Origin of the sequence: Streptomyces sp. Z423-1 (assembly GCF_013009255.1) — a bacterium.
Taxonomy (GTDB): Bacteria; Actinomycetota; Actinomycetes; order Streptomycetales; family Streptomycetaceae; genus Streptomyces; species Streptomyces gossypiisoli.
The window spans coordinates 8,981,345-9,004,792 of the sequence record NZ_CP053109.1; the positions used below are offsets into that span (position 1 = coordinate 8,981,345).

21 protein-coding genes are annotated in these 23,448 nt (G+C 71.1%); 15 read left to right on the forward strand and 6 right to left on the reverse strand.

The features are described 5' to 3' along the window. Positions 1-10: 10 nt before the first annotated feature. Together HJD23_RS40930 and HJD23_RS44835 are read right to left on the reverse strand one after the other, a co-directional pair. Complete coding sequence (locus HJD23_RS40930; protein WP_240980937.1) at positions 11-1,249, reverse strand: chloride channel protein; 1,239 nt, start codon at positions 1,247-1,249, stop codon at positions 11-13. A gap of 241 nt (positions 1,250-1,490) precedes the next feature. Beyond that, a complete protein-coding gene (locus HJD23_RS44835; protein ID WP_260463243.1) occupies positions 1,491-1,616 on the reverse strand; it encodes a hypothetical protein in 126 nt (41 codons plus the stop codon). 108 nt (positions 1,617-1,724) lie between these two features. Between HJD23_RS44835 and HJD23_RS40935 the strand changes: the two genes are divergently transcribed. From HJD23_RS40935 to HJD23_RS40975, 9 genes are all read left to right on the forward strand, one after another. Continuing rightward, entirely contained in the window at positions 1,725-2,591 is an 867-nt protein-coding gene (locus HJD23_RS40935) for an aldo/keto reductase (protein WP_171113602.1), read from the forward strand. A 180-nt stretch (positions 2,592-2,771) separates the two neighbouring features. Next, a complete protein-coding gene (locus HJD23_RS40940) occupies positions 2,772-3,893 on the forward strand; it encodes an MFS transporter (protein ID WP_240981018.1) in 1,122 nt (373 codons plus the stop codon). 33 nt (positions 3,894-3,926) lie between these two features. Then, a complete protein-coding gene (locus HJD23_RS40945) occupies positions 3,927-5,675 on the forward strand; it encodes a beta-galactosidase family protein (RefSeq protein ID WP_171113601.1) in 1,749 nt (582 codons plus the stop codon). A 123-nt stretch (positions 5,676-5,798) separates the two neighbouring features. Continuing rightward, complete coding sequence (locus HJD23_RS40950) at positions 5,799-6,860, forward strand: LacI family DNA-binding transcriptional regulator (RefSeq protein WP_171113600.1); 1,062 nt, start codon at positions 5,799-5,801, stop codon at positions 6,858-6,860. A 1,026-nt stretch (positions 6,861-7,886) separates the two neighbouring features. Beyond that, positions 7,887-8,855, forward strand: coding sequence for an alpha-L-glutamate ligase (locus HJD23_RS40955; RefSeq protein ID WP_171113599.1), 969 nt, complete (start codon positions 7,887-7,889; stop codon positions 8,853-8,855). A 71-nt stretch (positions 8,856-8,926) separates the two neighbouring features. After that, on the forward strand, positions 8,927-9,334 hold the full coding sequence (locus HJD23_RS40960) for a luciferase family protein (RefSeq protein ID WP_171113598.1): 408 nt from the start codon (positions 8,927-8,929) through the stop codon (positions 9,332-9,334). Positions 9,335-9,476: 142 nt separating this feature from the next. Continuing rightward, entirely contained in the window at positions 9,477-11,846 is a 2,370-nt protein-coding gene (locus HJD23_RS40965; protein WP_171113597.1) for a glycoside hydrolase family 65 protein, read from the forward strand. A gap of 138 nt (positions 11,847-11,984) precedes the next feature. Then, on the forward strand, positions 11,985-12,875 hold the full coding sequence (locus HJD23_RS40970) for an NAD(P)-dependent oxidoreductase (protein ID WP_171113596.1): 891 nt from the start codon (positions 11,985-11,987) through the stop codon (positions 12,873-12,875). Between the two features lie 138 nt (positions 12,876-13,013). Continuing rightward, a complete protein-coding gene (locus HJD23_RS40975; protein WP_171113595.1) occupies positions 13,014-13,469 on the forward strand; it encodes an RpiB/LacA/LacB family sugar-phosphate isomerase in 456 nt (151 codons plus the stop codon). A 13-nt stretch (positions 13,470-13,482) separates the two neighbouring features. Here HJD23_RS40975 and HJD23_RS40980 read toward each other — a convergent pair whose 3' ends face one another. The 3 genes from HJD23_RS40980 to HJD23_RS40990 are packed head-to-tail and all read right to left on the reverse strand — an operon-like array spanning position 13,483 to position 14,697. Then, positions 13,483-13,836: a hypothetical protein gene (locus tag HJD23_RS40980; protein WP_171113594.1), complete on the reverse strand. Its 354-nt coding sequence runs from the start codon at positions 13,834-13,836 to the stop codon at positions 13,483-13,485. Between the two features lie 53 nt (positions 13,837-13,889). Further along, positions 13,890-14,255 carry a DUF6479 family protein gene (locus tag HJD23_RS40985; protein WP_171113593.1) on the reverse strand — a complete coding sequence of 122 codons (366 nt, stop codon included), beginning with the start codon at positions 14,253-14,255 and terminating at the stop codon, positions 13,890-13,892. Between the two features lie 37 nt (positions 14,256-14,292). Beyond that, the gene (locus tag HJD23_RS40990) at positions 14,293-14,697 is read right to left on the reverse strand and encodes a ChaB family protein (protein WP_171113592.1); all 405 of its coding nucleotides are present in this window, start codon (positions 14,695-14,697) and stop codon (positions 14,293-14,295) included. Between the two features lie 118 nt (positions 14,698-14,815). Here HJD23_RS40990 and HJD23_RS40995 point away from each other — a divergent pair, with 118 nt between their 5' ends. The 5 genes from HJD23_RS40995 (at position 14,816) to HJD23_RS44530 (ending at position 20,642) form a co-directional block, all read left to right on the forward strand. Continuing rightward, positions 14,816-15,190 carry a ferredoxin gene (locus HJD23_RS40995; RefSeq protein ID WP_171113591.1) on the forward strand — a complete coding sequence of 125 codons (375 nt, stop codon included), beginning with the start codon at positions 14,816-14,818 and terminating at the stop codon, positions 15,188-15,190. 506 nt (positions 15,191-15,696) lie between these two features. After that, complete coding sequence (locus tag HJD23_RS41000) at positions 15,697-16,875, forward strand: acyl-CoA dehydrogenase family protein (protein ID WP_171113590.1); 1,179 nt, start codon at positions 15,697-15,699, stop codon at positions 16,873-16,875. 609 nt (positions 16,876-17,484) lie between these two features. Beyond that, on the forward strand, positions 17,485-17,949 hold the full coding sequence (locus HJD23_RS41010) for an ImmA/IrrE family metallo-endopeptidase (RefSeq protein ID WP_197973624.1): 465 nt from the start codon (positions 17,485-17,487) through the stop codon (positions 17,947-17,949). 1,392 nt (positions 17,950-19,341) lie between these two features. Next, positions 19,342-19,611 (forward strand): helix-turn-helix transcriptional regulator, encoded by a 270-nt coding sequence (locus HJD23_RS41015; RefSeq protein ID WP_031119505.1) that lies wholly within the window; start codon positions 19,342-19,344, stop codon positions 19,609-19,611. A 152-nt stretch (positions 19,612-19,763) separates the two neighbouring features. Beyond that, positions 19,764-20,642, forward strand: coding sequence for a DUF6083 domain-containing protein (locus tag HJD23_RS44530; protein WP_232108254.1), 879 nt, complete (start codon positions 19,764-19,766; stop codon positions 20,640-20,642). A gap of 155 nt (positions 20,643-20,797) precedes the next feature. Here HJD23_RS44530 and HJD23_RS41020 read toward each other — a convergent pair whose 3' ends face one another. After that, on the reverse strand, positions 20,798-21,049 hold the full coding sequence (locus tag HJD23_RS41020) for a hypothetical protein (RefSeq protein ID WP_171113589.1): 252 nt from the start codon (positions 21,047-21,049) through the stop codon (positions 20,798-20,800). Positions 21,050-21,193: 144 nt separating this feature from the next. On the opposite strand from HJD23_RS41020, the gene HJD23_RS41025 reads away from it, so the two are divergent. Then, positions 21,194-22,684: a UvrD-helicase domain-containing protein gene (locus HJD23_RS41025; protein WP_171113588.1), complete on the forward strand. Its 1,491-nt coding sequence runs from the start codon at positions 21,194-21,196 to the stop codon at positions 22,682-22,684. Positions 22,685-23,448 lie beyond the last annotated feature (764 nt).

A 23,448-nucleotide genomic window follows, 5' to 3' on the forward strand; every position in this document is an offset into this window, starting at 1 on the left:
CGGGCATTCTTTATGACGTGCCGTTGTCCTTCCGTGGCGACTCGCGTCCGCGCACGAGGTGGGTGACGACGAAGGACACGACCGCCGCGGCGATGATCAGCGGCATCTGGTTGTACGCGTCGTCGCCCATCAGCAGGACGGTGAGGACCGCGCTGGACAGTGGCAGGCCCGTGATGGCGGCCGCCGCGGCCGCCATGCCGAGCGCCAGGGCCGGGGTCGCACCCAGCCCCGGCAGCCCGGCGCAGGCCAGGGCCGTGGCGGCGCCCAGCAGCACCGCCGGGAAGACCGGACCGCCGCGCAGGCTGCCCAACGCGATGCCCCAGGCCAGCCCCTTGCACAGCACGAGCACGACGAGGGCGGCCACGGACCAGTCCTGCGGATGCGCGGCCAGCTGACCGAGCGCGGCCTGGCCGGACAGGGCCGCCTCCTCGGGCGAGCGGCCGGTGATCAGGGCATACGCGGCCAGAAACACGCCGACCGCGGTGGCGCAGACGACGGTGCGCCCGGCGGTGTGCCGCCCGGTCCAGCGCAGGGTCCGGTAACCGAGTCCGCGCGCCACCGCGACGACCAGGGCGACCAGCGCCGCCGCCGGGAGGCCCCACAGGAAGTCGCCCGCGTCCGGGTTGACGTCCGCCGGCACGGTGGGCAGGGAGAGCGCACCGATCTCCAGGCCGGTCCAGCGGCCGAAACCGGTGAAGACCAGCGCACCCGCCGCACTCGCGACCAGGCAGGGCAGCAGTACGGCCACCAGCCGGGCGCCGCCGAACCCGGCCGCCTCGATCACCAGTACGGCGGCCACCACCGGCCCGCCCAGGATCGTGGAGATCCCCGCCGTGGAACCCGCGGTGGCGCACACCGCCGTCATCCTGGGATCCGTGACCGGCCCCGCCCAGCGCAGGGTGAGCAGGGCGAGTCCGCTGCCGACGGCCATCAGCGGTGCCTCCGGGCCGAGGACCACACCGAGCGGAAGCGTCGTGAGCGCCGCCAGCACCACGCCGGGCACCGCGCGCGGACCGATCGGCGGACCGCCGCCGAATCCGTGCACCGGGATGTGCCCGCCCCCGCCCGGCATCCGGGTCACGATCGGCCCAAGGATCAGCCCCGCGAGCAGCAGCGCGGGCAACGGCCACCACCACGGCGGACGGTCGTACCCGGCCGCCTCGGGCAGCGCGTTCCACACCCAGTGCTGGAGTTCGTGCTGTGCGGCGACGAAGAAGAAGCAGGCGACGCAGACCGGAACGCCGAGCACCGCGCTGATCAGCAGCAGACGTAGATAGCCGCGGCTCAGCAGGATGCGCCGAAGGTCCGGCTCGGACGAAGGGGACGATGCCGAAGCCTCCGAAGCCCGCGAAGACCCCGAAGCCCGCGAAGACGCCGAAGCCGCCGAAGATGCCGAAGCCCGCGAAGATGCCGAAGCCCCAGAAGCCCCAGAAGAATCCGAAGCCGCCGAAGCCGCGTCAGGTTCGGGTGCCGGTTCGGGGGCCATGCCGTCAGACGCCACGACGTGCGGCGACCGGGGCCGGATCGGCTGCGGTCCCGTACGGCGTCTGCTCGGGGCCGGATGGCTGGTTCGGGGGCTGCACGTTCGCCTCCTCGGTGCTGGGCTGCTGCGCCATCCGTACCCCTCGACGGCTGCGCCGCCGCGCGCACTGGCCCGTTCGGGGCACTGCGGCCACAACCGGGTTGGTACCGTGCGCGCTTGGACGAGGGGGAGTGGGCGGCGCATGACAGCGGACGTGTTTCACATCGGCGGGGACCTGGCCGTGGGACGGCTGGGCTTCGGAGCGATGCGGCTGCCGACCGACCCGGCCCCCGAGCGGCAGACCGGCCTCGCCGTCGCCCGCCGGGCGGTCGAACTGGGCATCACCCTGATCGACACCGCCCACCTCTACGGCGGCGGCGCCAACGAGGAACTCCTCGCCGAAGCGCTCCACCCCTACCCGGCCGACCTGCTGATCACCACCAAGGTCGGCGTCGCCCGCACCGGCCCCGACGGCGACTGGCGCCTCGACGGACGCCCGGCCGTCCTGCGCGACCAGGTGGACCAGGCCCTGCGGCGACTGCGCGTCGAGCGGCTCGAACTGCTCCAGCTGCACCGTATCGACCCGGAGACCCCACCGGCCGAACAGCTCGGCACGCTGCGGGAGTTGCAGACCGAGGGCAAGGTCGGCCGGATCGGTCTCTCCGAGGTCACGGTCGACCAGCTCGACCAGGCGCGCGCCGTCGTCGACGTCGTGAGCGTGCAGAACCGGTACAGCCTGCTCGACCGGGAGCACGAGCCGGTGCTCCGGGCCTGCGCGGCGGCGGGCATCGCCTTCCTGCCCTGGCGGCCGGTCGCGCACGGCACGTCCGGCGCGCACGCGGAGATCGCCGCCGTCGCGGAGGAACTCGGCGCCACACCGACCCAGGTGGCCCTCGCCTGGCTGCTCGCCCACTCCCCGGTGATCTGCCCCATCCCCGGCACCGCCCGCATCGACCACCTCGAAGAGAACGTCGCCGCGGCCGACCTCGACCTGTCCCCGTCCCACCTCGCCCGCCTGGACCGCCTGGACCACCTGGACCACCTGGACCACCTGAGCGAACGAGTCTGATCGAGCAGGCCTGACGGACAGAGGACAGGTCTGGGGGAGTCCTTTCACGGCACCGCGCAAAGTGCCTTGACGCGCGTGATGTTACCGGTAACACTCACTTGCGTGACCGAGCCAACGACCGGACCCCCCGTCGCAGCCACCCGCACCACCCCGGACACCCCCGCCTTCAGCCCGGTCGCCGTGGTCGCCTCCTGCGTGGGTTTCGTACTCATCGGGGCGCTCCAGGCGCTTTACGGGCCCGCGATCCCCGCGTTCCGGAGGGAGTTCGGGCTGTCCCCGTCGGCCGCCGGGATGGGGTTGAGCGCCCATTTCGCCGGCGGTTTCGCCGGGGTGCTGCTCTTCGACCGGCTGTACGGGCGGATCGGCAACCGGCGGCTCCTGGGCTGCTCGTATCTGCTGATGGCCGTCGGCGCGGCGGGCTTCGCGCTGGCGCCCGACTGGCCGTCGGCGCTGGCCATGGCGCTGCTCGCCGGGCTCGGGTTCGGCGGCCTCGACTACGGGCTCAACCAGCTCTTCGCCATCGGCTTCGGGCACCGCTCGACGGCCATGCTCAACGTCCTCAACGCCCACTTCGGCGTGGGCGCGATGCTCGGCCCGGCCGTCGTCGGTGTGATCGGCGCCGATCACTACCCGGCGGTCTTCCTCGGCTTCGCGCTGGTCACCCTGCCGTTGCTGCTGTGCCTGAGGGGCGTACGCGACCGGTCGCCGAAGCCCGGCGATGCGGCGGGGGAGTCCGGTGTGCTCGGCCGGAGTCTCGGATCCGTGCTCGCGGTGTTCGTCGCGCTGTACGTCCTGCACGTCGGTATCGAGGCCGGCGTCGGCGGCTGGGAGCCGACCCATCTGGAGAGCGTGGGGTACGGCGCCGGGTTCGCGGCGACCGCCACCTCCGTGTACTGGCTGATGATGACGGTCGGCCGTTTTTTGGTCGTGCCGATCGCCCTGCGCTTCTCCGCCCAGGCCATCATCACCGTCTCCTGCGCGGGCATGACCGGCTGTCTGCTGCTGGCCACGGTGCCGGGCCTCGCACCCTACGCGTACGCGGGCGTCGGCCTGTTCATCGCGCCGATCTTCCCGACCGGGCTGCCGTGGCTCAACCGGGCGGTCCCACAGGCCCGTCGAGCCGGGGCGACGGTCATCGCCGCGTCCGTGGCCGGTGGCGTCGTGGCCGGTCCGGCGCTCGGCAAGGCCATCGAGTGGTCGGGGACGCGTGCCGTGCCGTTGCTGCTGAGCGGAGTGTCCGCGCTGTGCCTGGCGGCGACCCTCTGGCTGATCCGGGCCACGCGCTCGTCGCGCTCGTCGTAGACCGATCAACCTCGTCCGAAGGGAAGTTTGCCCATGCCCGCCCTGACCACCACCTCCGACGGCTTCCTGCTGCACGGCGAGCCGTTCCGGATCATCTCCGGTGCGATGCACTACTTCCGCGTCCACCCCGGCCAGTGGGCCGACCGACTGCGCAAGGCCCGGCTGATGGGGCTCAACACGGTGGAGACGTACGTGCCGTGGAACCTCCACCAGCCGGACCCCGACGGCCCCTTCGTCCTCGACGGCATCCTCGACCTGCCGCACTACCTGAGCCTGGCCCGGGCCGAGGGCCTGCACGTCCTGCTGCGTCCCGGACCCTTCATCTGCGCGGAGTGGGACGGCGGCGGCCTGCCCGCCTGGCTCACCGCCGACCCCGGCATCCGGCTGCGCAGCGCCGACCCGCGCTTCACGGACGCCGTGGACCGCTACCTCGACCAGCTGCTGCCCCCGCTGCTGCCGCACATGGCGGCATCCGGCGGCCCGGTGATCGCCGTCCAGGTGGAGAACGAACAGGGCGCCTACGGTGAGGACACCGCGTACCTCAAGCATCTGCACCACTCGCTGCGCTCGCGTGGCGTCGAGGAGCTGCTGTTCACCTGTGACCAGCCCGCCGACCTGGCGGCCGGCAGTCTCCCCGGCACCCTGGCCACCGCCACCTTCGGCAGCAAGGTCGACCAGAACCTCGGCCTGCTGCGCGCCCACCAGCCCGAAGGGCCGCTGATGTGCGCGGAGTTCTGGATCGGCTGGTTCGACCACTGGGGCGAGGGTCACCACGTGCGCGACGCGGCCGACGCGGCCGCGGACCTGGACCGGCTGCTGTCGGCCGGGGCCTCGGTGAACATCTACATGTTCCACGGCGGCACCAACTTCGGCTTCACCAACGGCGCCAACCACGACCACGCCTACACCCCGATCACCACGTCCTACGACTACGACGCCCCGCTCACCGAGAGCGGCGACCCGGGCCCGAAGTACCACGCCTTTCGTGAGGTCATCGCCCGCCACGCCCCCGTACCCGACGAACCCGCCCCCGCACCGAGCCCGAAACTCCCGTCCACCGTCGTCGAGTTGGGCCGGCGGGCCGCGCTCCTGCCCCTCGTACCTCGCACGGCGGACCCCGTGCACGCCGAGAGTCCCCTCACCATGGAGGAACTCGGCCAGCGCTCCGGATACACCCTCTACCGCACCACCGTCTCCACCGCCGGCGACGGCCTGCTGCACTTCGCGGGCGGTGTCGGCGACCGGGCGCAGGTCTTCCTCGACGGCGCCCCCGTCGGCGTACTGGAGCGCGAACGCCACGACGAGACCCTGCCCGTCCGCGTCCCCCGCCCCGGCACCACGCTGGACGTCCTCGTCGAGAACATGGGCGGCGCCAACTACGGCCCCCGCATCGGCGAACCCAAGGGCCTGCTGGGACCGGTCACCTTCAACGGTGAGGCGCTGCGCGGCTGGGACTGCCACCCCCTGCCCTTGACGGACGTCGACGACCTGCCCTTCGAGACCACCACCGTCGTCGGCCCCGCCTTCCACCACGGCACTTTCGAGGTCGCCGAACCCGCCGACACCTTCCTGTCCCTGCCCGGCTGGACCAAGGGCCAGGCCTGGATCAACGGCTTCCACCTCGGTCGCTACTGGAACCGCGGCCCCCAACGCACCCTGTACGTCACCGCACCCGTCCTCCGCCCCGGCGTCAACGACCTGGTCCTGCTCGAACTGCACGCCACCACCAGCACCCGCGCCCACCTCACCGACACCCCCGACCTCGGGCCGGTGCAGCGCTGATCGGCCGTGCCTCGGCGTCGGCCACGGCTGAGGCGTCCGGGGGAGGCCCCGCCCGGCCTATCCTGTGGTTCCGCCGGGCGGGACAGGACCGCCGGGACGAGGCCGAAGGAAGCACCACTCGCCATGACCCGAAGCACCCCCGGCGGCCCGGCTCCCAAGGGGCGCAGCCGCCGCAGCTTCGCCGGAACGCGCCCGGTGATGGACGACGTGGCCCGGCTGGCCGGGGTGTCCAAGCAGACCGTGTCCCGGGTGCTCAACGACCATCCGGCGGTCCGCACCGAGACCCGGGAGGCGGTCCTGGAGGCCATGCGCGCGCTGGGGTACCGGCCGAGCCGCAGCGCCCGCTCGCTGGCCAGCGGGCGGACCCGGATGCTCGGCGTGATCTCCTTCGACGCGGCGCGGTACGGACCGGCCTCGATCCTGACCGCGATCAACACGGCGGCGCAGGGCGCCGGTTACCTGGTCAGCTCCATCGCCCTGGACACGGCCGAACGGGACACCGTGGTCCGTGCGGTGGACCGGCTGTCGGCCGAGGGCGCGGACGGCGTGATCGCCATCGCCCCGCAGCGCCGGGTCGGTACGGCCCTGGCCGAGGCCGGGCTCGACGCGCCGATGGTCGTGCTGGAGAACGACCTCGGCGGCCGTACGCCCCTGATCAGCGCCGACTCATGGTCCGGGGCACGCAAGGCCACCGAGCACCTCCTGGGCCTCGGCCACACCACCGTCCACCACATCGCGGGCCCCACCGGCTGGACCTCGGCGGACGTACGGATGGACAGCTGGCGCGAGACCTTGAACGCGGCGGGCGTCCGCGTCCCCGAGCCGCTGATCGGGGACTGGAGCGCCGACTCCGGCTACGAACTGGGCCGACGCCTCGCCCGGGACCCGGCCGTCACCGCCGTGTTCGCCTCCAACGACCAGATGGCCCTCGGCCTGCTGCGCGCCCTGCACGAGGCCGGGCGGCGGGTCCCGGACGACGTGAGTGTGGTCGGGTACGACGACATCCCCGAGGCCGCGCATCTGCTGCCGCCGCTGACCACCGTGCGCACCGACTTCGCCGAGATCGGCAGCCGCGCCCTGCGCCTGCTGCTGGACCGGATCGACGGCGTCGAACCCAGGGTCGAGCCCGTCGTCCCCGTCGAACTGATCATCCGCCACAGCACGGGCCCGGCTCCGGGGCCCTGACGGTCGGCAGAGCTGCGGGCCCGGTCTCGAAGCGCCGACCGCTCACAAGGCTGCGAGGCTGTTCGTGTGCGCTGAGTTGCTTGGAGGGGTTGGGGTGCGGCGCTGAGGTCTCGGGTGCCGCCGGGGCTGCGGGCTGTTCGTCCGGTGCGTCGAGTGCTCGTAAGGCTTGGGTGCGGCTCCGAGGTCTCAGCTGCTGGCGGGGCTGCGGGCCGTTGGTCCGGTGCGCTGACTGCTCGGAAGGCTCGGGCGTGCGGCCCTGGGGTCTTGGCTGCTGGCGGGGCTACGGGCCTGTTCCCCGACGCCCTGACGCTCGCGAGGCTTCGGACCCGGCCCTGACGCCCGGCCCCTCGCACGGCCACTGGTCCGTCCCCCGACGGCCCGACCACCCGCAGGGCCACAGGCCCGCTCCCGGACGCCCCGCCCTCAAGACCATAGGTCCGTTGCCCGGATGCCCTGGCCGTTCGCAGGACCATAGGTCCGTTGCCCGGATGCCTTGGCCGTCCGCAGGACCGCAGGTCTGTTGCTCGGATGCCTTGGCCGTTCGCAGGACCATAGGTCTGTTGGCCGGATGCCCTGGCCGTTCGCAGGACCATAGGTCCGTTGCCCGGATGCCTTGGCCGTTCGCAGGACCGCAGGTCCGTTGGCCGGATGCCCTGGCCGCCCTCAAGACCACAGGTCCGTTCCCCGGACCCCCTGACCGCTCGCAAGGTCGCGGCTCCAGCCCCGAGACGCCCCGAGCGACCTCAAGGCCACGGCTCCATGCCCCCGCGCCCTGGCCGCCCGCAAGGCGCACGCCAGGGGGCGGGCGGCGCAGAGGTGGGAGCAGGAGGCGGGTGTGTGTGCGCCCTGTTCTGGCGTTCCGCCGTGCGCCTACAGTGTGGCGCCCCGGTCCGCGCCGGGCGTTCGGCACGGCTCAGCCCGCAGCGACGACCGCCCGCGCGACCGACATCACCCCATGAGTTCGCTCGGGCCGCGCGACCGAGTGTGCGCGGCACCCGTGCGCGTCGAGAACCGCTGGAGGCCGCCGTGTCCCGACCGTGCATCGCCCTGATCACCGACCCCACCTCGCCCGAGGGCTGCGCCGAGTTCCTCGCCCGGGCGGTGGAACTGCTCACCGGCGCCGCGCCGGTCCCCATCGACTCCCGGCACTTCGCGACCGGCGGCAGCGGGCGCGGACTTCCGGCCGGAGACGGCTTACGGCTGCACGTCCCCGACGAGCAGCTGGACCTCGTACCCGACGTCGTCGTGCTCTACGAGATCCCCCCGCACCGCCGCCACGAACTCGCCGGTTTCCAGCGCCTCCTGGAACACCACGACGTGGTGACCCTCGGCACCGGCGTCGCCGCCTGGCGCACCGCCACCGAGAAGGACCTCACCGTGGAGCGCTTCCGGCGGGACGGCATCGCCCACATGGAAACCGTCGTACTGTCCCGGCCCGGCGCCGCCGAGGCGCTCGCCGCCTTCGACAAGCTCGGCCGGGACACCTGGGCGCGGCCCGTCATCGGCACCGGCGGTGGCGACACCTTCCACCTCACCACCGAGGACGGCGTGGAGCGGGCCACCGCCTTCTACGCCGAGCGCGGCACCGACTGGCTGCTGTCCCGGGACGCGGGCAACGTCACCGCCGACGGTGCCCGCCACCAGTTCCGCGTCTTCGTCCTCGGCGGCCGCGTCATCCACGCCCGCGAACACCTCCAGCCCGAGCCCGACACTCCCTGCAACACCTGCCAGGGCGCCACGCCCGTCCCCATCGCCCCGGCCGACCTCCCGCCGCGCCTCGCCCAGCTGTCGATCGCGGCCACCGCGTCGGTCGGACTGCCCTTCGCCGGTGTCGACCTCGCCATCGAGAACGGCGGAGTCGTCTTCGAGGTGAACGTGCAGCCCGCCTTCGTCGACGGCGAGGTCGAGACGGTCGCCGTGCCGTACATCGAGGCCCACTTGAACGCCCTGGCGGCGGCGCGCAAGGCGCGCCCGGTACGGCGGTTGCCCGCGTGAGGATCCTCACGCCTGGGTTACGAAACGCTCAACCACTGGTATCGGTGGGGTGATGCGGTGACGATGGGGACATGACTCTGGCCCAGCGCGCCCTGGAGCAACTGGAAGCCTGGCCCGACCTCACGGTGGGACCGGCCAGTTGCGGCACAGGGCGGGCAGTTCGCTCCGCCCGCAGCGAGATCGCCCACTTCCACACGGCCCACGACGTGGACCTGCACCTGACCAGCCGGGCCATCCGGCGGTTCGCCCAGGACCTCACGGTCTCCACGGCGATCCGGCTGGTGCCCGGCTCCCGGTGGGTGACCGTCCACCTCGACTGCGACACGGACGTCGATCTGCTGCTGAGCCTGGTGAGCGTCGCCCTGCACGCCCACCAGGACGAGCCCCCGGCCGACCCCGCCCCACCCGGCGGGTGCAACTTCCACCGGGTCACGGTGCTGCGCCGCGACCCGGCCGGCGTGGCACCCTTGGCCCCGTAGGGCCGCTCCGGCGCGGTTCCCGCTCGTCACCGGCGTGGGCCGCACCCCCCGGCAGGGCGCCGGGGAGAGACTGCTTGCGCACGGGTGCCGAGCGCGCCGTACCGGATCTCGGCGAGCCGCCTGCTGCGGGAGGAGCACCGAGGTGACGGGCTGGACCTGGGAGTACGAGGGGTACGAGCCGGCCGACGAGCGGCTGCGCGAGTCGCTGTGCACGCTCGGCAACGGCTACTTCGCCACCCGCGGCGCGCTTCCGGAGTGCTCCGCGGACGATGTGCACTACCCGGGGACCTATGTGGCCGGCTGCTACAACCGGCTCACCTCCGACGTGGCCGGACGCAGGGTCGAGAACGAGGACCTGGTCAACGTGCCCAACTGGCTGCCGCTGCGCTTCCGGCTGCGCGGCCGCCCCTGGCTCACCCCGGACACCGCGACCGTCCTCGAACACCGCCTGGTGCTGCACCTGTCCTCGGGCGTACTGGAGCGGCTGACCCGCTACGGGCTGGGCAACGCACGGGCGCTGACGGTGCGCCAGCAGCGGCTGGTGCACATGGCCGACCCGCACCTGGCGGCGCTGCGCACCGAGTTCACCGCCGACGGCTTCGCCGGCGAACTGCACGTCGAGGCCGCCCTCGACGGCGGCGTCACCAACGCCGGAGTGGAGCGCTACCGGGACCTGGACGGCCACCACCTCACCCACGAGCACGCCGGAACCGCCGAGCACGACACGGTGTGGCTGCGCTGCCGCACCCGCACCTCCGACATCCGTATCGGCATGGCGTCCCGCATCACCGCCGACGCGCCCGTCACCATCCGGCACGCCCGTCCCCGCACCATCCAGCGGACCCGGCTGCAACTGCTGCCCGGCCGCCCCGCCACCGTCGACAAGACCGTCGCCGTGCACACCTCGCGCGACCCGGCGATCAGCGACCCGCTGTACGCCGCCGTCGACCGCGTCGGCCGCGCCCCCGCCTTCGACGAACTGCTGCGCAGCCACCGCACCGCCTGGGCCCAGCTGTGGCGCCGCGCCGACCTGGACGTCCCCGGCGAGGCCGGCAGCATCCTGCGGGTGCACCTGTTCCACGTGCTGCAGACGCTCTCCCCGCACACCGCCGACCTCGACGTCGGCGTACCGGCGCGCGGGCTGCACGGGGAGGCCTACCGCGGCCATGTCTTCTGGGACGAGCTGTTCGTCCTGCCCTTCCTCAACCTGCACTTCCCCGAGGTCTCCCGGGCCCTGCTGCGCTACCGCCACCGCCGCCTCGAACAGGCCTGCACCGCCGCCCTGCACGCCGGCCGCCGGGGCGCGATGTACCCCTGGCAGAGCGGCAGCGACGGCCGGGAGGAGACCCAGCAGCTGCACCTCAACCCGCGCTCGGGCCGCTGGCTGCCGGACCACTCCCATCTCCAGTACCACGTCGGCTCGGCGATCGCGTACAACGTGTGGCAGTACTGCGAGGCCAGCGGCGACACCGAGTTCCGGCACACCAAGGCCGCCGAGATGCTGCTCCAGATCGCCCGCTTCTGGGCCGACGCGGCCGGTTACGACAAGGCCCTCGGGCGGTACCGCATCCGGGGCGTGGTCGGCCCCGACGAGTACCACGACGCCTACCCCGGCGCCCGGCAGCCCGGCCTGAACGACAACGCCTACACCAACGTCACCGCCTCCTGGGTGCTCACCCGTACCCTGGAGCTGCTGAACGGCCTGCCCGAGCCGCGGCGCCGGGAACTCGCCGAGCGTACCGGCCTGGACGACGAAGAACTCGACCAGTGGGACGAGATCTCCCGCACCCTGCACGTGCCCTTCCACGAGGGCGTCATCAGCCAGTTCGACGGCTACGGCGACCTCGCCGAACTCGACTGGCACCGCTACCGGCAGGAGTACGGCGACATCCGGCGACTGGACCGGATCCTGGAGGCCGAGGACGACACCGTCAACCGCTACCAGGCCTCCAAACAGGCCGACGTCCTGATGCTCGGCTACCTGTTCGCACCGGCCGAACTGCAGGGCCTGTTCGCCCGGTTGGGCCTGTGGCTGGACGAGGAGATCTGGCGGCGCACCGTCGACTACTACCTCCATCGCACCAGCCACGGCTCCACCCTCAGCGGCCTGGTGCACGGCTGGATCCTCACCCGGGCCCGGCGCGCCGAGGCCTGGCAGTTCGTGCAGGAGGCCCTGCGCGGCGACATCGCCGACGTCCAGGGCGGCACCACCGGCGAGGGCATCCACCTCGGCGCCATGGCCGGCACCCTCGACCTCGTCCAGCGCGGCCTGACCGGCCTGGAGACCCGCGAGGGCGCCCTCTGGCTGGACCCGGTCCCGCTGCCGGAGCTGTCCTCGTACGGCCTCTCCCTGCGCTACCAGGGAAACTGGGGCGTCCGCCTGCGCCTGCGCCACGGCCGCATGGAGATCAGCGTTCCGTCGTCCGACGAGACGCCCATCGACGTACGCCTGCCGGGCCGGGCCGTGCGGCTGGAGCCGGGGGAGACGGGACGACTGGTGCTGCCGGAGTGAGCGGCCACCGCTGGGGCCCTTGCCGCGCCCCGCCGCGCGCGACGTACCCGAGCAGTGGCATCGTCCCCAACAGTGGCATCGTCGGAACCGACGGTCCGAGCAGAGCAGCGATCACCGCACCGATCAGGAAGTTGACGCATGACCGACACACGCACCGTGACTGTCCTGGGCACCGGCATCATGGGCGCCGCGATGGCCCGCAACGTCGCCCGGGCCGGACACACCGTCCACGCCTGGAACCGCAGCCGGGACAAGGCCGAACCACTCGCCGCCGACGGCGCGCACATCGCCGGCACCCCGGCAGAGGCCGTCGAGGGCGCCGACGTCGTCCTCACCATGCTGTACGACGGGGCCGCCGTCCTGGACGTCATGCGCCGGGCCGCGCCCGCCCTGCGGCCCGGCACCGCCTGGGTGCAGTCGACGACCGCGGGCCTGGACTCCGTCGCCGAGCTGGCCGCCTTCGCCGAGGAACACGGCCTGGTCTTCTACGACGCTCCCGTGCTCGGCACCCGCCAGCCCGCCGAGGCCGGGCAACTGCTCGTGCTCGCCGCCGGTCCGAGCCACGGCCGGGAAACGGTCACGCCCGTCTTCGACGCGGTCGGCACCCGCACGGTGTGGACCGGCGAGGACGGCGCCGCCGGCACCGCGACCCGGCTGAAGCTGGTCGCCAACAGCTGGGTCCTCGCCGCCACCAACGCGGCCGGCGAGGCCCTCGCCCTGGCGCAGGCGCTCGGCGTGGACCCGCAGAACTTCTTCGACGCCATCGCCGGCGGCCCGCTCGACATGGGCTATCTGCGCGTCAAGAGCGGGCTCATCCTCGACGACCGGCTGTCCCCGCCCCAGTTCGCCGTGGCCACGGCCGCGAAGGACGCCCGGCTGATCGTCGAGGCGGGCGAGCGGCACGGCGTACGGCTCGATGTCGCCGCCGCGGGCGCGCAGCGGCTGGCCCGCGCCGCCGCGCAGGGCCACGGCGACGAGGACATGGCCGCGGCGTACTTCGCCAGCTTCGACGAAACGCCCTCCGCCTGACCCCGTTCACCCGCGACCGAGGAGAAAGCCACATGTCCATGCCCTCTGGATCGAGGTCGAGCGCCGGCACGGCTGGGGCGACCTGAAGGACAGCGCTCAGGCCTCCACCCGAGCCGGGGCTGACGTAGGCTCCGAGGCATGCGGATCTCCGTTTCCTCGGACATGGACGAACCCGTCGCCCGCCTGCTCGTCACGGAACTGCGCGACCGCGGCCACGAGGTGCTCACCCACGGCGCGCTGCGCGCCGGTGACGACCCCCAGTGGGCGGCGTGCTCGTCGGCGGCCGCGCGGGACGTGGCCGACGGGACGTCGGCGATGGCGGTGGTGTGCTGCTGGACCGGCACCGGCGCGTCGATCGCCGCGAACAAGGTGCCGGGCGTCCGGGCGGCCCTGTGCACCGACGCCTACACGGCCGACGGCGCCCGCCGCTGGAACGACGCCAATGTGCTGGCGCTGAGCCTGCGGCTGACCTCCGAGCCGGTCCTGAAAGAGATCCTCGACGCCTGGTTCGCCGGGGAGGCCAGCGAGGACGCCGAGGACCGGGGGAACGTTGCCCGCATCGAACAGCTGGACGACAGTCGGGCCATGCCCTGAGGCTTCCCAACCCCTAAGTACGGTCCCCCTTCGGTTTCCCCCGCTGGTCCGGCGTCCCGTGCGGCGGCGGGCTCGAGGGCTCCGGCGATGTCGCGGGCGACACCGGGGAGCCGGTGCGGCTTGCCGGGCCCTGCTCGGGGCGCAGCGCCGACGGGTCGCCGGACGTCGGTTCCGCGCCCGCCTTCAGCTGCTCCAGCCGCGTGGTGAGCAGCTCGGTCACCTGCACCCGGTCGGCGTGCGTCCGCTCGTACGCGAGAAGCTCCTCGACCTCCTCGGTGGTCAGCGACCGCACACGGGCCTCCAGACCGCCGATCGGCAGATGGTCGTAGTCGGGCAGTGGCAGGGCGCTGCGGCCGGCGTCGGCCATGATCTTCCCTTCCCTCTGTCTGTGCTCTGCGTCCGTGCTGCCGGTGGTGGCGCTCAGTGTGCGCCGAGCCCACCGCCGCCGAACGAACCGGTGGTGCCCCTGCCCCAGCGGGGCCGGTCCTTCGACGCGCTCGGCCGGGTCTGCATGTTGGTCAGCTCGTACGGCGTGAGCGGGCGACCGCCCTTGGGGATCCTGGGCACGTCGTCCGGCTCCCGGTTCTCCCGGATCTCGTGCACCGCGCCCTCCGGCGGCAGGTGCGGCTGCTCCTCGGGCCGCGGGCGCGGAGGTTCACTGAGCCTGACGCGGTTGCCGAACCAGAAGCCCCCCCACAGCACCACGAGAACGGCGACGGCGACCGCGATCGGCACGAGCAGGAGCAGTCCGCTCGACGCGGCCAGCTGCATGGATGCAGTGTTCATATCGGACGAATACCCCCTAAATCGACAGTGAACCGGATCACTGGGACCGGGCGGCGCGGGTCTTGGAGCGGTTCGCCTTGCGAATCGAGTCGAGCAGCTCCGACTTCGACATCCGGGACCGGCCGTCGATGTCGAGCCGCTTGGCGACGTCGTAGAGATGCTGCTTCGAGGCGCTCTCGTCGACGCCCTGGCCGCTGCGCCCGCCCTGGCCGCGCGGCCTGGCCGACTGCGGGTCCGAGGGGCCCTTGCGGCCGCCCTCCTTGCGCTCCCAGTGGTCGCCGACCTTCTCGTGCGTGTGCTTCAGCGCGCCGTAGGCCACGCGGTGGGCCCGCTCGCCCTCGCCGTACTGCTCGACCGCCGAGTCGTGCGCCTTGATCCAGGTGCGCTGGGCCTCCCGGGAGGAGCGCTCCAGGGTCGAGGGGAGTTCCTCTCGTCCGGGCATCTGATCCACCTCCCTCGTTCGTCGGGTTTCCGGGTGCCCGCGAGCGGCGGCGGAAAACGGGCCGTACCCTTCGCCCCTGGGGGGGTTTGGCGGGGGCGGCCATGGCTACCCGCGCGGTGTGACTTCGACGACTTCGCAGCAGGACGTCTTCCGGTTCCTGGAAGATCGCTTCGCCTGCGCGCAGGCGTGCACGGAGTGTGCGCGGGCGTGCGCGCTGCGCGCGAGCCTGGTGGATCCGGACGGAACCGAGGAGCAGGAGCTCCTGCGCCGTAAAGGGATCATGTGCGCGGAGGTCTGCGACGCGACCTGCCGGATGCTGTCCGAGCAGACCCTCGTTGACGAGGAGGCACTGCGGGTCCAGCTGGAGTGGTGCCGCGCCGTGTGCCTGGAGTCCGCCCACGTCTTTGACGGCCACCCCGCCGCCGAGGACGCCGCGACAGCGTGCCGCGCCTCCGCCCGGGCCTGCACGGAATTCCTGGGGACCCTGAGCTGAGCCCGGCCTCTTGGGCGCGCTGGACTGCGGGGATGAGGCGGACAGTCGGGCCCTGCGGGCGCGCTGGGCTGCGCAGGTGCGCCCGGGCAGCCGAGTCCTGCGGGCGTGCCGGACGGACGGGTCCCGCGGGGTTGTGGGGCAGCCGTGCCCTGTCGGCGTGGTGGGCTTCGCGGGGGTGCTGGGCAGTCGTGCCCGGTGGGTGTGCTGGCTTGGGCGGGGTGGTGGGGAGACGGGTCCCCGCGGGGGTGCTGGTCAGCCGGGTCCTGCGGGCGTGGTGGGCTGCGCGGGGGTGCCGGGCAGCCGGTCCCGCGGGCGTGCTGGGCGGAGGGGTCTTGCGGGCGTGCGCGGCAGTCGCGCCCCGCGTGCGGGTCGGGCAACCGGGCCCGAGGGGTGCGTTGGGCTGAGTCGCGGGGCGGCTTCCCCTGCCGTCGCCATTCCCAATTTCTGGAACACGTTCTACGGTGTGCGCCGTCAGGCACGACCGGCCCTGGGAGCCTGGAGGCGCCGTGCACCTCGAATACACGCCCGAGCAGCAGCGACTGCGCACCGAGCTGCGCGCCTACTTCGCCGAGCTGGTGCCGGACAACGCCCATGTGCGGCACGCCGAGCCCGCCGCGCAGAAGCGGTTCTACCGCGACACCATCCGGCGGCTCGGCTCCGACGGCTGGCTCGGCGTCGGCTGGCCCGAGGAGTACGGCGGGCGCGGGCTGACCGCCATGGAGCAGTTCATCTTCTTCGACGAGGCCGCCCAGGCGGGCGTACCGCTGCCGTTGATGGCGCTGAACACCGTCGGCCCGACGATCATGCAATACGGCACCGACGAACAGAAGGCGCACTTCCTGCCCCGCATCCTCTCCGGCGAGATCGACTTCGCGATCGGCTACAGCGAGCCCGACGCGGGCACCGACCTGGCCTCCCTCAAGACCCGCGCGGTGCGCGAGGGGGACGAGTACGTCGTCAACGGCCACAAGATCTGGACCACCAACGGCGACACCGCCGACTGGGTCTGGCTGGCCGTGCGCACCGACCCGGACGCCCCGCCCCACCGGGGCATCACCATGCTCCTCGTGCCGACGTCCGACCCCGGCTACTCCTCCACCGTCATCAACACCCTCGCCGGGCACGACACCACGGCCAGCTACTACGAGAACATCCGCGTCCCCGTCTCCCGCCGGGTCGGCGAGGAGAACCAGGGCTGGCGGCTGATCACCAACCAGCTCAACCACGAACGCGTCACCCTCGCCGCGCACGGCACCATGGCGATCCGCGCCCTGCACGACGTCCGGCGCTGGGCGAGCCGGACCAAGCTCACCGACGGCCGCCGCGTCATCGACCTGCCCTGGGTACGCCGCCGCCTCGCCCAGACCCACACCCGCCTGGACGCCCTGAAGCTGCTCAACTGGCAGATGGTCAGCGCCGTCCAGCACGGCACGCTCACCCCGCAGGACGCCTCCGCGGTCAAGGTCTACGGCTCCGAGGCGCGCCGCGACGCCTACGCCTGGCTCATGGAAGTCGTGGGCGCGACGGGCGCGTTGCAGGAGGGCTCGGCCGGCGCGGTGCTGCACGGCGAACTGGAGCGCGGCTACCGCTCCGCGGTGATCTTCACCTTCGGCGGCGGCAACAACGAGATCCAGCGCGAGATCATCTCGTGGATCGGCCTGGGCATGCCCCGGGTACGGCGTTAGCCTGCTGTGACCACCGACGCTAGTTGTCACATACCGAGGATGGTTGGCACCGAGAACCAACGGGATCGCGATGGCGGCGAGGAGGGTGATGGCCCGGACCCGCGTGAACGTGTCCGCCTTGTATGCGGCCCTCGATGCCGCGAGGACCAAGAGGGAACTCTCGTGGCGGCAGCTTGCTGCGGCTGTGGGGGTCAGTCCCTCGACCATGACGCGTATGGCTAATGGGAACCGGCCAGACGTGGATGCCTTCGTAGCTCTCGTGCGGTGGCTCGGCATGCCCGCCGAAACCTTCATGGTGGACCGGAGGACGAGGGGCAGGAAGCCCGGGCTGAGGAGCCCGAGTTGATGGCGCAGTTGGCACCGCTACTGAGGTCTCGCAGTGATCTGGGTGCCGAGGACGTGAAGTACTTGGAAGAGGTGATCGGTGCGGCAGTGCGCCGGTTCGCCTCCGATCGGGAATACCGTTCGAGGTGACGCGTGGGTCAGCGGTGAACCAAGAAAGCTATTGAGGATCTCGCGCTTAAGGTCCGTGGTGAGCTTGGTGCTGGACCGTACGCCCGGCTCGACCTTCAGTGCCTGACTGGTGAGTACGGCATACCGGTGTACGCGATGAGCGACCTCGGCGACAGCGGATGCTCGCCCGACACGGTGGACTACTTCACAGCGAGGCGCCCCGAGGCGTGGTCAGCCGCCCTGGTGCCGGTCGGGACGGCGCGGTTCATCGTGGAGAACTCCGCGCACACACTCCAGAGGCGCCGCTCCAATGTCGCGCATGAGATGTCACACCTACTTCTGGAGCACGAGTTCGAGGGGATCCTCTTCGCTGATGGTGGGTGCCGCGACCTGGGCCCCGAGATGGCACTCAAGGAGAAGCAGGCCGCGGCACTCTCTGGGGAGCTACTCATTCCCATGGCCGCGGCGATCCGCGCGGCTCTGTCGGGTAGGACGGACGAACAGGTGGCGGAGCAGTTCGACGTCAGCCTGCAATTCGCGGCCTGGCGCTTGAACGCTTCAGGCGCTCGGAAAATCGCTCAGCGGACGCTTCAGAAGCGGGCGGCGGGAATTCGACGTTAACCCAGCAGGTTCCCGCGTCGACGCTGCGAATGAGAGCGAAGCCCCTTCCTGGCACTGACGCTCGCGACATCGGCGCCGGGCGGGCCGTCCACATCTGTCGGTCACGGGCGAGCCCCGCCTCCGCATCCACGCTCGCTGTGTTCTGTCAGTGTCCAGTGCAGATTTCCCGACGCTGAGTCCACGCTCCAGGAGTCGATGCGTCCTGCGGCCTTCAATTGGTTAAGTGCACCCGTGAACTCCATTGTAGCCAGCCCGCATTCGTGGGCCAGACGATCCACCTCCGCGATTCCGTAAATGCTGTCTGGGGCGGTATGTGCCGTGAGGCACGTCGTAATGAGCTGGGGAAGCGGGGCGCAGTCCGTGCGGAGGCGGCAAGCGGCTCGCAGCGCCCAGTCTGCGGCAGCGAGCCGGTCAGGGCGGGCCGGGCATTGGGCGAAGAGCCCGACGTCGAGGAGTTGGATGACCACAGCGCCTGCGTTGGACCGCGACGTGTGCAGGGTTGCGCATAGCCATCGTGCCTGGTGGAGCTCCTGCCAGGAAGCCGTGGCAGGTTGCAGGCGGAGGCTGCGCAGTACCCCGAAAGGCAAGCGGACTTGTGCTGAGGCGTTCATGCGCAAGGCGCATTGCAGGGCGATCAGCCGGGCGGCAGGTCCGGTCTCGGCCGGCAGTGCGGAGGCGAGGTAGTTGAGCATCTCCCGTACTCGGGTCTGTCTGTCCGGGCCTCTGGGGATTCGGTGCCTGCGACGGATGTCCGCGTGCTCTGACGGCGTCGTCGCGGCGTTGATGAACGTGTCAGGAACGACGGCTGCTTGTGAGGTGGCGGCGGCGCAGGCCGTGCACGCGTCCGCGAGGCGCCATAGCCGACCGCCTCGCTCGCGTGCGAGCACGAGCCGGATGGGCCCACCGCAGCCTCGATGGCGCGGGTGCCAGCTGCAGCCGCGCTCGTGGCACTGTGAGCACGAGCCGGATGGGCCCACCGCAGCCTCGATGGCGCGGGTGCCAGCTGCAGCCGCGCTCGTGGCACTGGCAAGTGCGAAGGTGCGCGGGGAGGAGATCGAGGCGGGCATGTCGCGCCAAGTGGGCCAGGAGCTCTGACCGAGCGGATGTGCCGCTGAGTAGTCGCCCGCTGTGGGAGCACTGCTGGCATACGAGAATCGGTCCGCCGGCTGCGGGCGCAGTTCCACGGTCCAGGCGCGCCGGACGCCGGGGCGTGTCGTGCAAAGCCTCATGGGGGGCGTGTTCCTCCCGTCCTGTCTGCGCCGTACCCGCACAGGGTGAGATGGCCCGCACACGGTAGTGCAGACATCTGCCCTCTGTCCGACGTCGCCACCTGCAGAAATAGGGCAGAGGTCTGCACTGACAGGGCAGTGGTCTGCACCGTCGGATTGTCGGGTGACGATCTTCCCGCCCGACCCGGATTTCGAGGCGCTGCGTCTGGAGCTCGCGCGGCTGCGGGCGGCGCGGGGCTGGAGCTATGACGAGCTCGCTGCTCGAAGCGGCCTGGCCAGAAGGACCCTCATCGAGATTGAGCAGGGGCGAACCATCGGCACACTCAAGACCTGGCACGCCCTCGCCCATGCGTTGAACACTCCACTCGAGGAGCTCTTCGGAACCGTGTGTGAGGGGCACGAGCCCCCGGGGTCGACCGGCGCTGACCATTGACTGGGAGGGCTCAAGTCGATCACCCGGACCGGCGACGCGACTCGAACCTCCGATCGGCGTATCGAGTACCCGTTTCATTAAACAGGGCTGTTCGATGGACCTTCCGGCATTGGTGCTCCCGGGGCGGCGTGTTGCCTGGCACCTTCACGCGCATGCGTTCTTCATCCACGCGGCGGCACTGGGACGGCAGCCCCGCCGTCGCCTTCCCCCGACGCTCACTGCGTATCGAACACAACAGCCCCAGCCGGCTCCTGCGCTGCGCTCAGCGTGATCGCTGCCGAGAGTGCGGCAACCCGGTCGAGTGGTACGACCGAAACCTCGCCCGGCCCGTCCGCCTGCACCCCCGGGAAGTACCCACGGCCAAGGTGCCCAAAGCTCACCGCTGGCACGTCAGCTCCGGCGTCGCTCATCCGGCCGACGACGGCAGAGCCTGGTGCCGCCTGGCGCACGCCCTGGTCTGCCCCGCTCGTGGCGCTACGCCCGAAGCCTCCGTACTCGACGGCCTACGTCGGGTTCTGGCTTTGAACACGCGCCGTCTGATCGACACCGGCGTGTTCACCCCAAACACCCCTCCGAGCCGGACAACGGCACAACCGGACGTCTGCCGACCCGCCAGACCCATCGTGCAGCTCCTGTACGTCCGCTACCTCGCTGCTCACCCCGTGGACGAAATCCAGTGCGTGGCGCAGACGCGGCACCGCGACCGCTGCTCGCAGAGCCTCCTCAACGCGGACGCCCCCCTGGGCGTCTGGAGGCTGGTACCCGCCACGGCCACACGGGGGCAACTCGCTCTGCCTTGTGAGCTCATGGCTGTGTATGACCTCACCGCCCTACCGTACGCCGAGCAGCTGCGCTGGCGCATGCAGCGCTGCTCCATTCACGCCGCAACGCCGTCAGCAGCGGACCTCGCGCTGGCCGAGTGGGAGCCCTTCGACCCCTTGCTCCACCGGGCGCACATCCACAACCGTCTGCCGAACCACGTCCGTCGTCCGCACCCAACGCAACACGAGCATGGAACGGCTGGGGCGTGACATCGCACCACGCCATTGAAATCCTGCTGACCAGGCGAGCTACCAGTGCCGAGCTCCGCCGAGCGCGTCACACGGTGCCTCTTGCAGTGAATGCCGACCGCACCCGGTTGATGGCCGTCCATCCGGGCAAGACGCCTGGCCGCGCGCTGCGGTCTCTACGCCGGCAGTTGCACCAACTTCTGCCCATCGACGTCCTGACCACTCACCACCCCGACCAGCACGGGCAGGTCCTTCTCAACCTCGAGCTCAGCCGTGCCGCGCGAAAAGTGATCCGCCAGGCCGCAACCGCCAGAGGACTGCGGCCTGGAGACTTCGTGGGCCAGAGTGTGACCGAAGCCCTGGAACGGCAGGAGAGGGAACACTCCCGACAACTGACGGCGCAACTCGAAGGCATCCTCGCTCTGCACTCATCCGAGGAGGTATTGGCCTGTACAGCCCACATCCTGCTTCGCCGCCGTAGCCCGGCCGCACCTGCCTCGTACGTTCCCCGCCGTGCTCCGTGGAGCCACACGCATCCGAACCCATAGCCCTTCTCCTCCGTGGAGCCCTTGTTGCACACGCCCACAGACGAACAGGCTCACGCCGTCGAATCATTCAGAGATGGCCATCACCTCGTGCTGCAGGCCGGCGCGGGCACAGGAAAGACCAGCACGCTGAGCCTGCTCGCCGCGAGTACCAATCGCCGGGGGCGCTACCTCGCCTTCAACAAGGACATTGCACGCGACGCCTCCGCACGCTTCCCGCGATCCGTGATGTGTAAAACCGCCCATGCCACTGCCTACGCAGCCCTCGGCCACCGCTTTGCTCGCAGACTCAACAGCCCCCGTCAGCCCGCGTGGAAAGTCGGCCAGGCACTCGGCGTCACCTCTTCTGTCCGAATCGGAGATCACGAAATCAGTCACAGAGCGTTGTCACACAGTGTCCTGCGCACGGTGACCCGTTTCTGCCACTCGGCTGACCGCACGCTGGCTTCGCACCACGTACCCACGTTGCGCGGCCTGAGTGGGCCGGACGAGCATGCTCGGCTCGCCGAGGTCGTCCTGCCATTTGCCGTCAAGGCATGGGGAGACCTGCAGAACCCCGAGCAGGGTGTGGTCCGTTTCGAGCATGACCACTACCTGAAGATGTGGGCCCTGACCGAACCAAGGATCGACGCGGACTTCCTCTTCCTCGACGAAGCACAGGACACCAACCCGGTCCTGGAACAGGTCTTCGCCGCTCAACGCGCCCATACGCAGCTGGTCATGGTCGGCGACTCCGCCCAGGCGATCTACGGCTGGCGCGGAGCCCGGGACGTCATGACTGGCTTCGATGCCAACCACCTCACCCTGACCCGTTCCTTCCGCTTCGGACCCCTCCTTGCTGAACAAGCCAACCGCTGGCTCGCCTTCACCGACGCGCCCATCCGGCTGACAGGAACCGAGGCGATTCCGAGGAAGGTTGGCCTCGTCACTTCCCCGGACGCGGTGCTGTGCCGCACCAACATCGGGGCCATGACCGAGGTCATGAGACTGCTGGCCGCCGGCCACCGTGTCGCGCTGACGCGGGGAGGGCAAACACTCGTCGCGCTTGCGATGGCTGCACAGGACCTCAAGGCGGGCCGTCGCACTGCGCACCCAGAACTCGTTCTCTTCGCCTCCTGGGGCGAGTTGCAGGAGTATGCGGATCACGATCCCGCTGGCCGTGATCTGCAGCCCTTCGTGGAACTTGTCGACCAGCACGGGCCCGAGGCCATCATCGCCGCGGTTCACGCACTGACCGACGAGAACAAGGCCGATGTCACGGTGTCCACGGCCCATAAGGCCAAAGGCAGGGAATGGCCCTCAGTAAAGATCGCCGATGACTTCCCCCCGCCTCCGGACAGCGACCGACACGACGACTGTGGGCGCCCAATCCCGGAGCCCGTGAATGAAACGGACGCCCGCCTCGCCTACGTTGCAGTGACGCGCGCCTGCAGTCGACTTGACCTCGGTGGTCTTTCGTGGATCGAAGATTTTCCAGCCGCCCCAAGCGTGTGTGACAAGCCCAAAGAGTGCCAGTAGGTTCTTCGTCTGCTGGTGGATGCGGTACGCCCCGTTGACCGGCGGAAATGGCTCCACCGAGGCGGGATGGCGGGTCGCTGCCCCGGGAATGGTCCGGATCTTGGCCTGACGTCCGACGTGGGGGGACGCCCGCCGCCTACCAGGTAGGCGGCGGAGCACGACTGTGCTGTGGCGGGATGGAGGCCTGGGGAGTGGGGACGTTCGAGGAACTCGATGCCATGTCGGGCCGCTTGGCCCGCGGACCAGCTTGCCAACGTCGAAGCCGTGACGGTCGGCACCGCCAACGGCGTCCGCACCTGGCTCCAGGATGGCTGGATCGAACGGGATCGGCTGCAAGACGCCTCGCCTGCGCTCGTCGACTCGACCCCGACTTGCGGCTGGTCCGGATCCGTGAGGGTTCCAGGGAACGAGACACCACAGTGGTGGGGGAAAGCCCCGGAGGGCAAGGCGAACGGCATCAAGCAGGACTTGTCGGCGCCGGACGACACCGCTGAGGACGCCCGAGTCATGGGGGAGGCGGCATCCGAACCATGTCGGGAAGGATCGGCGAATCACTGGTCGACACGGCACAAAATGTGATCGACTCAACTCTTAGTCAAGGCTAGGGGGACGCCGGGTGTCGGATGCGTTGGTTCACCGGTTGGCCGAGCTGCTGCGAGATCGCGGTGCTATGGACTCGGACGCCCTGTTGCGGGCTGCACGCGAGATCTGGCCGGGTGTGAGTCGCCAGCGTCTGGCTCAATTGGTCCGCAGCGCCGAGAGCC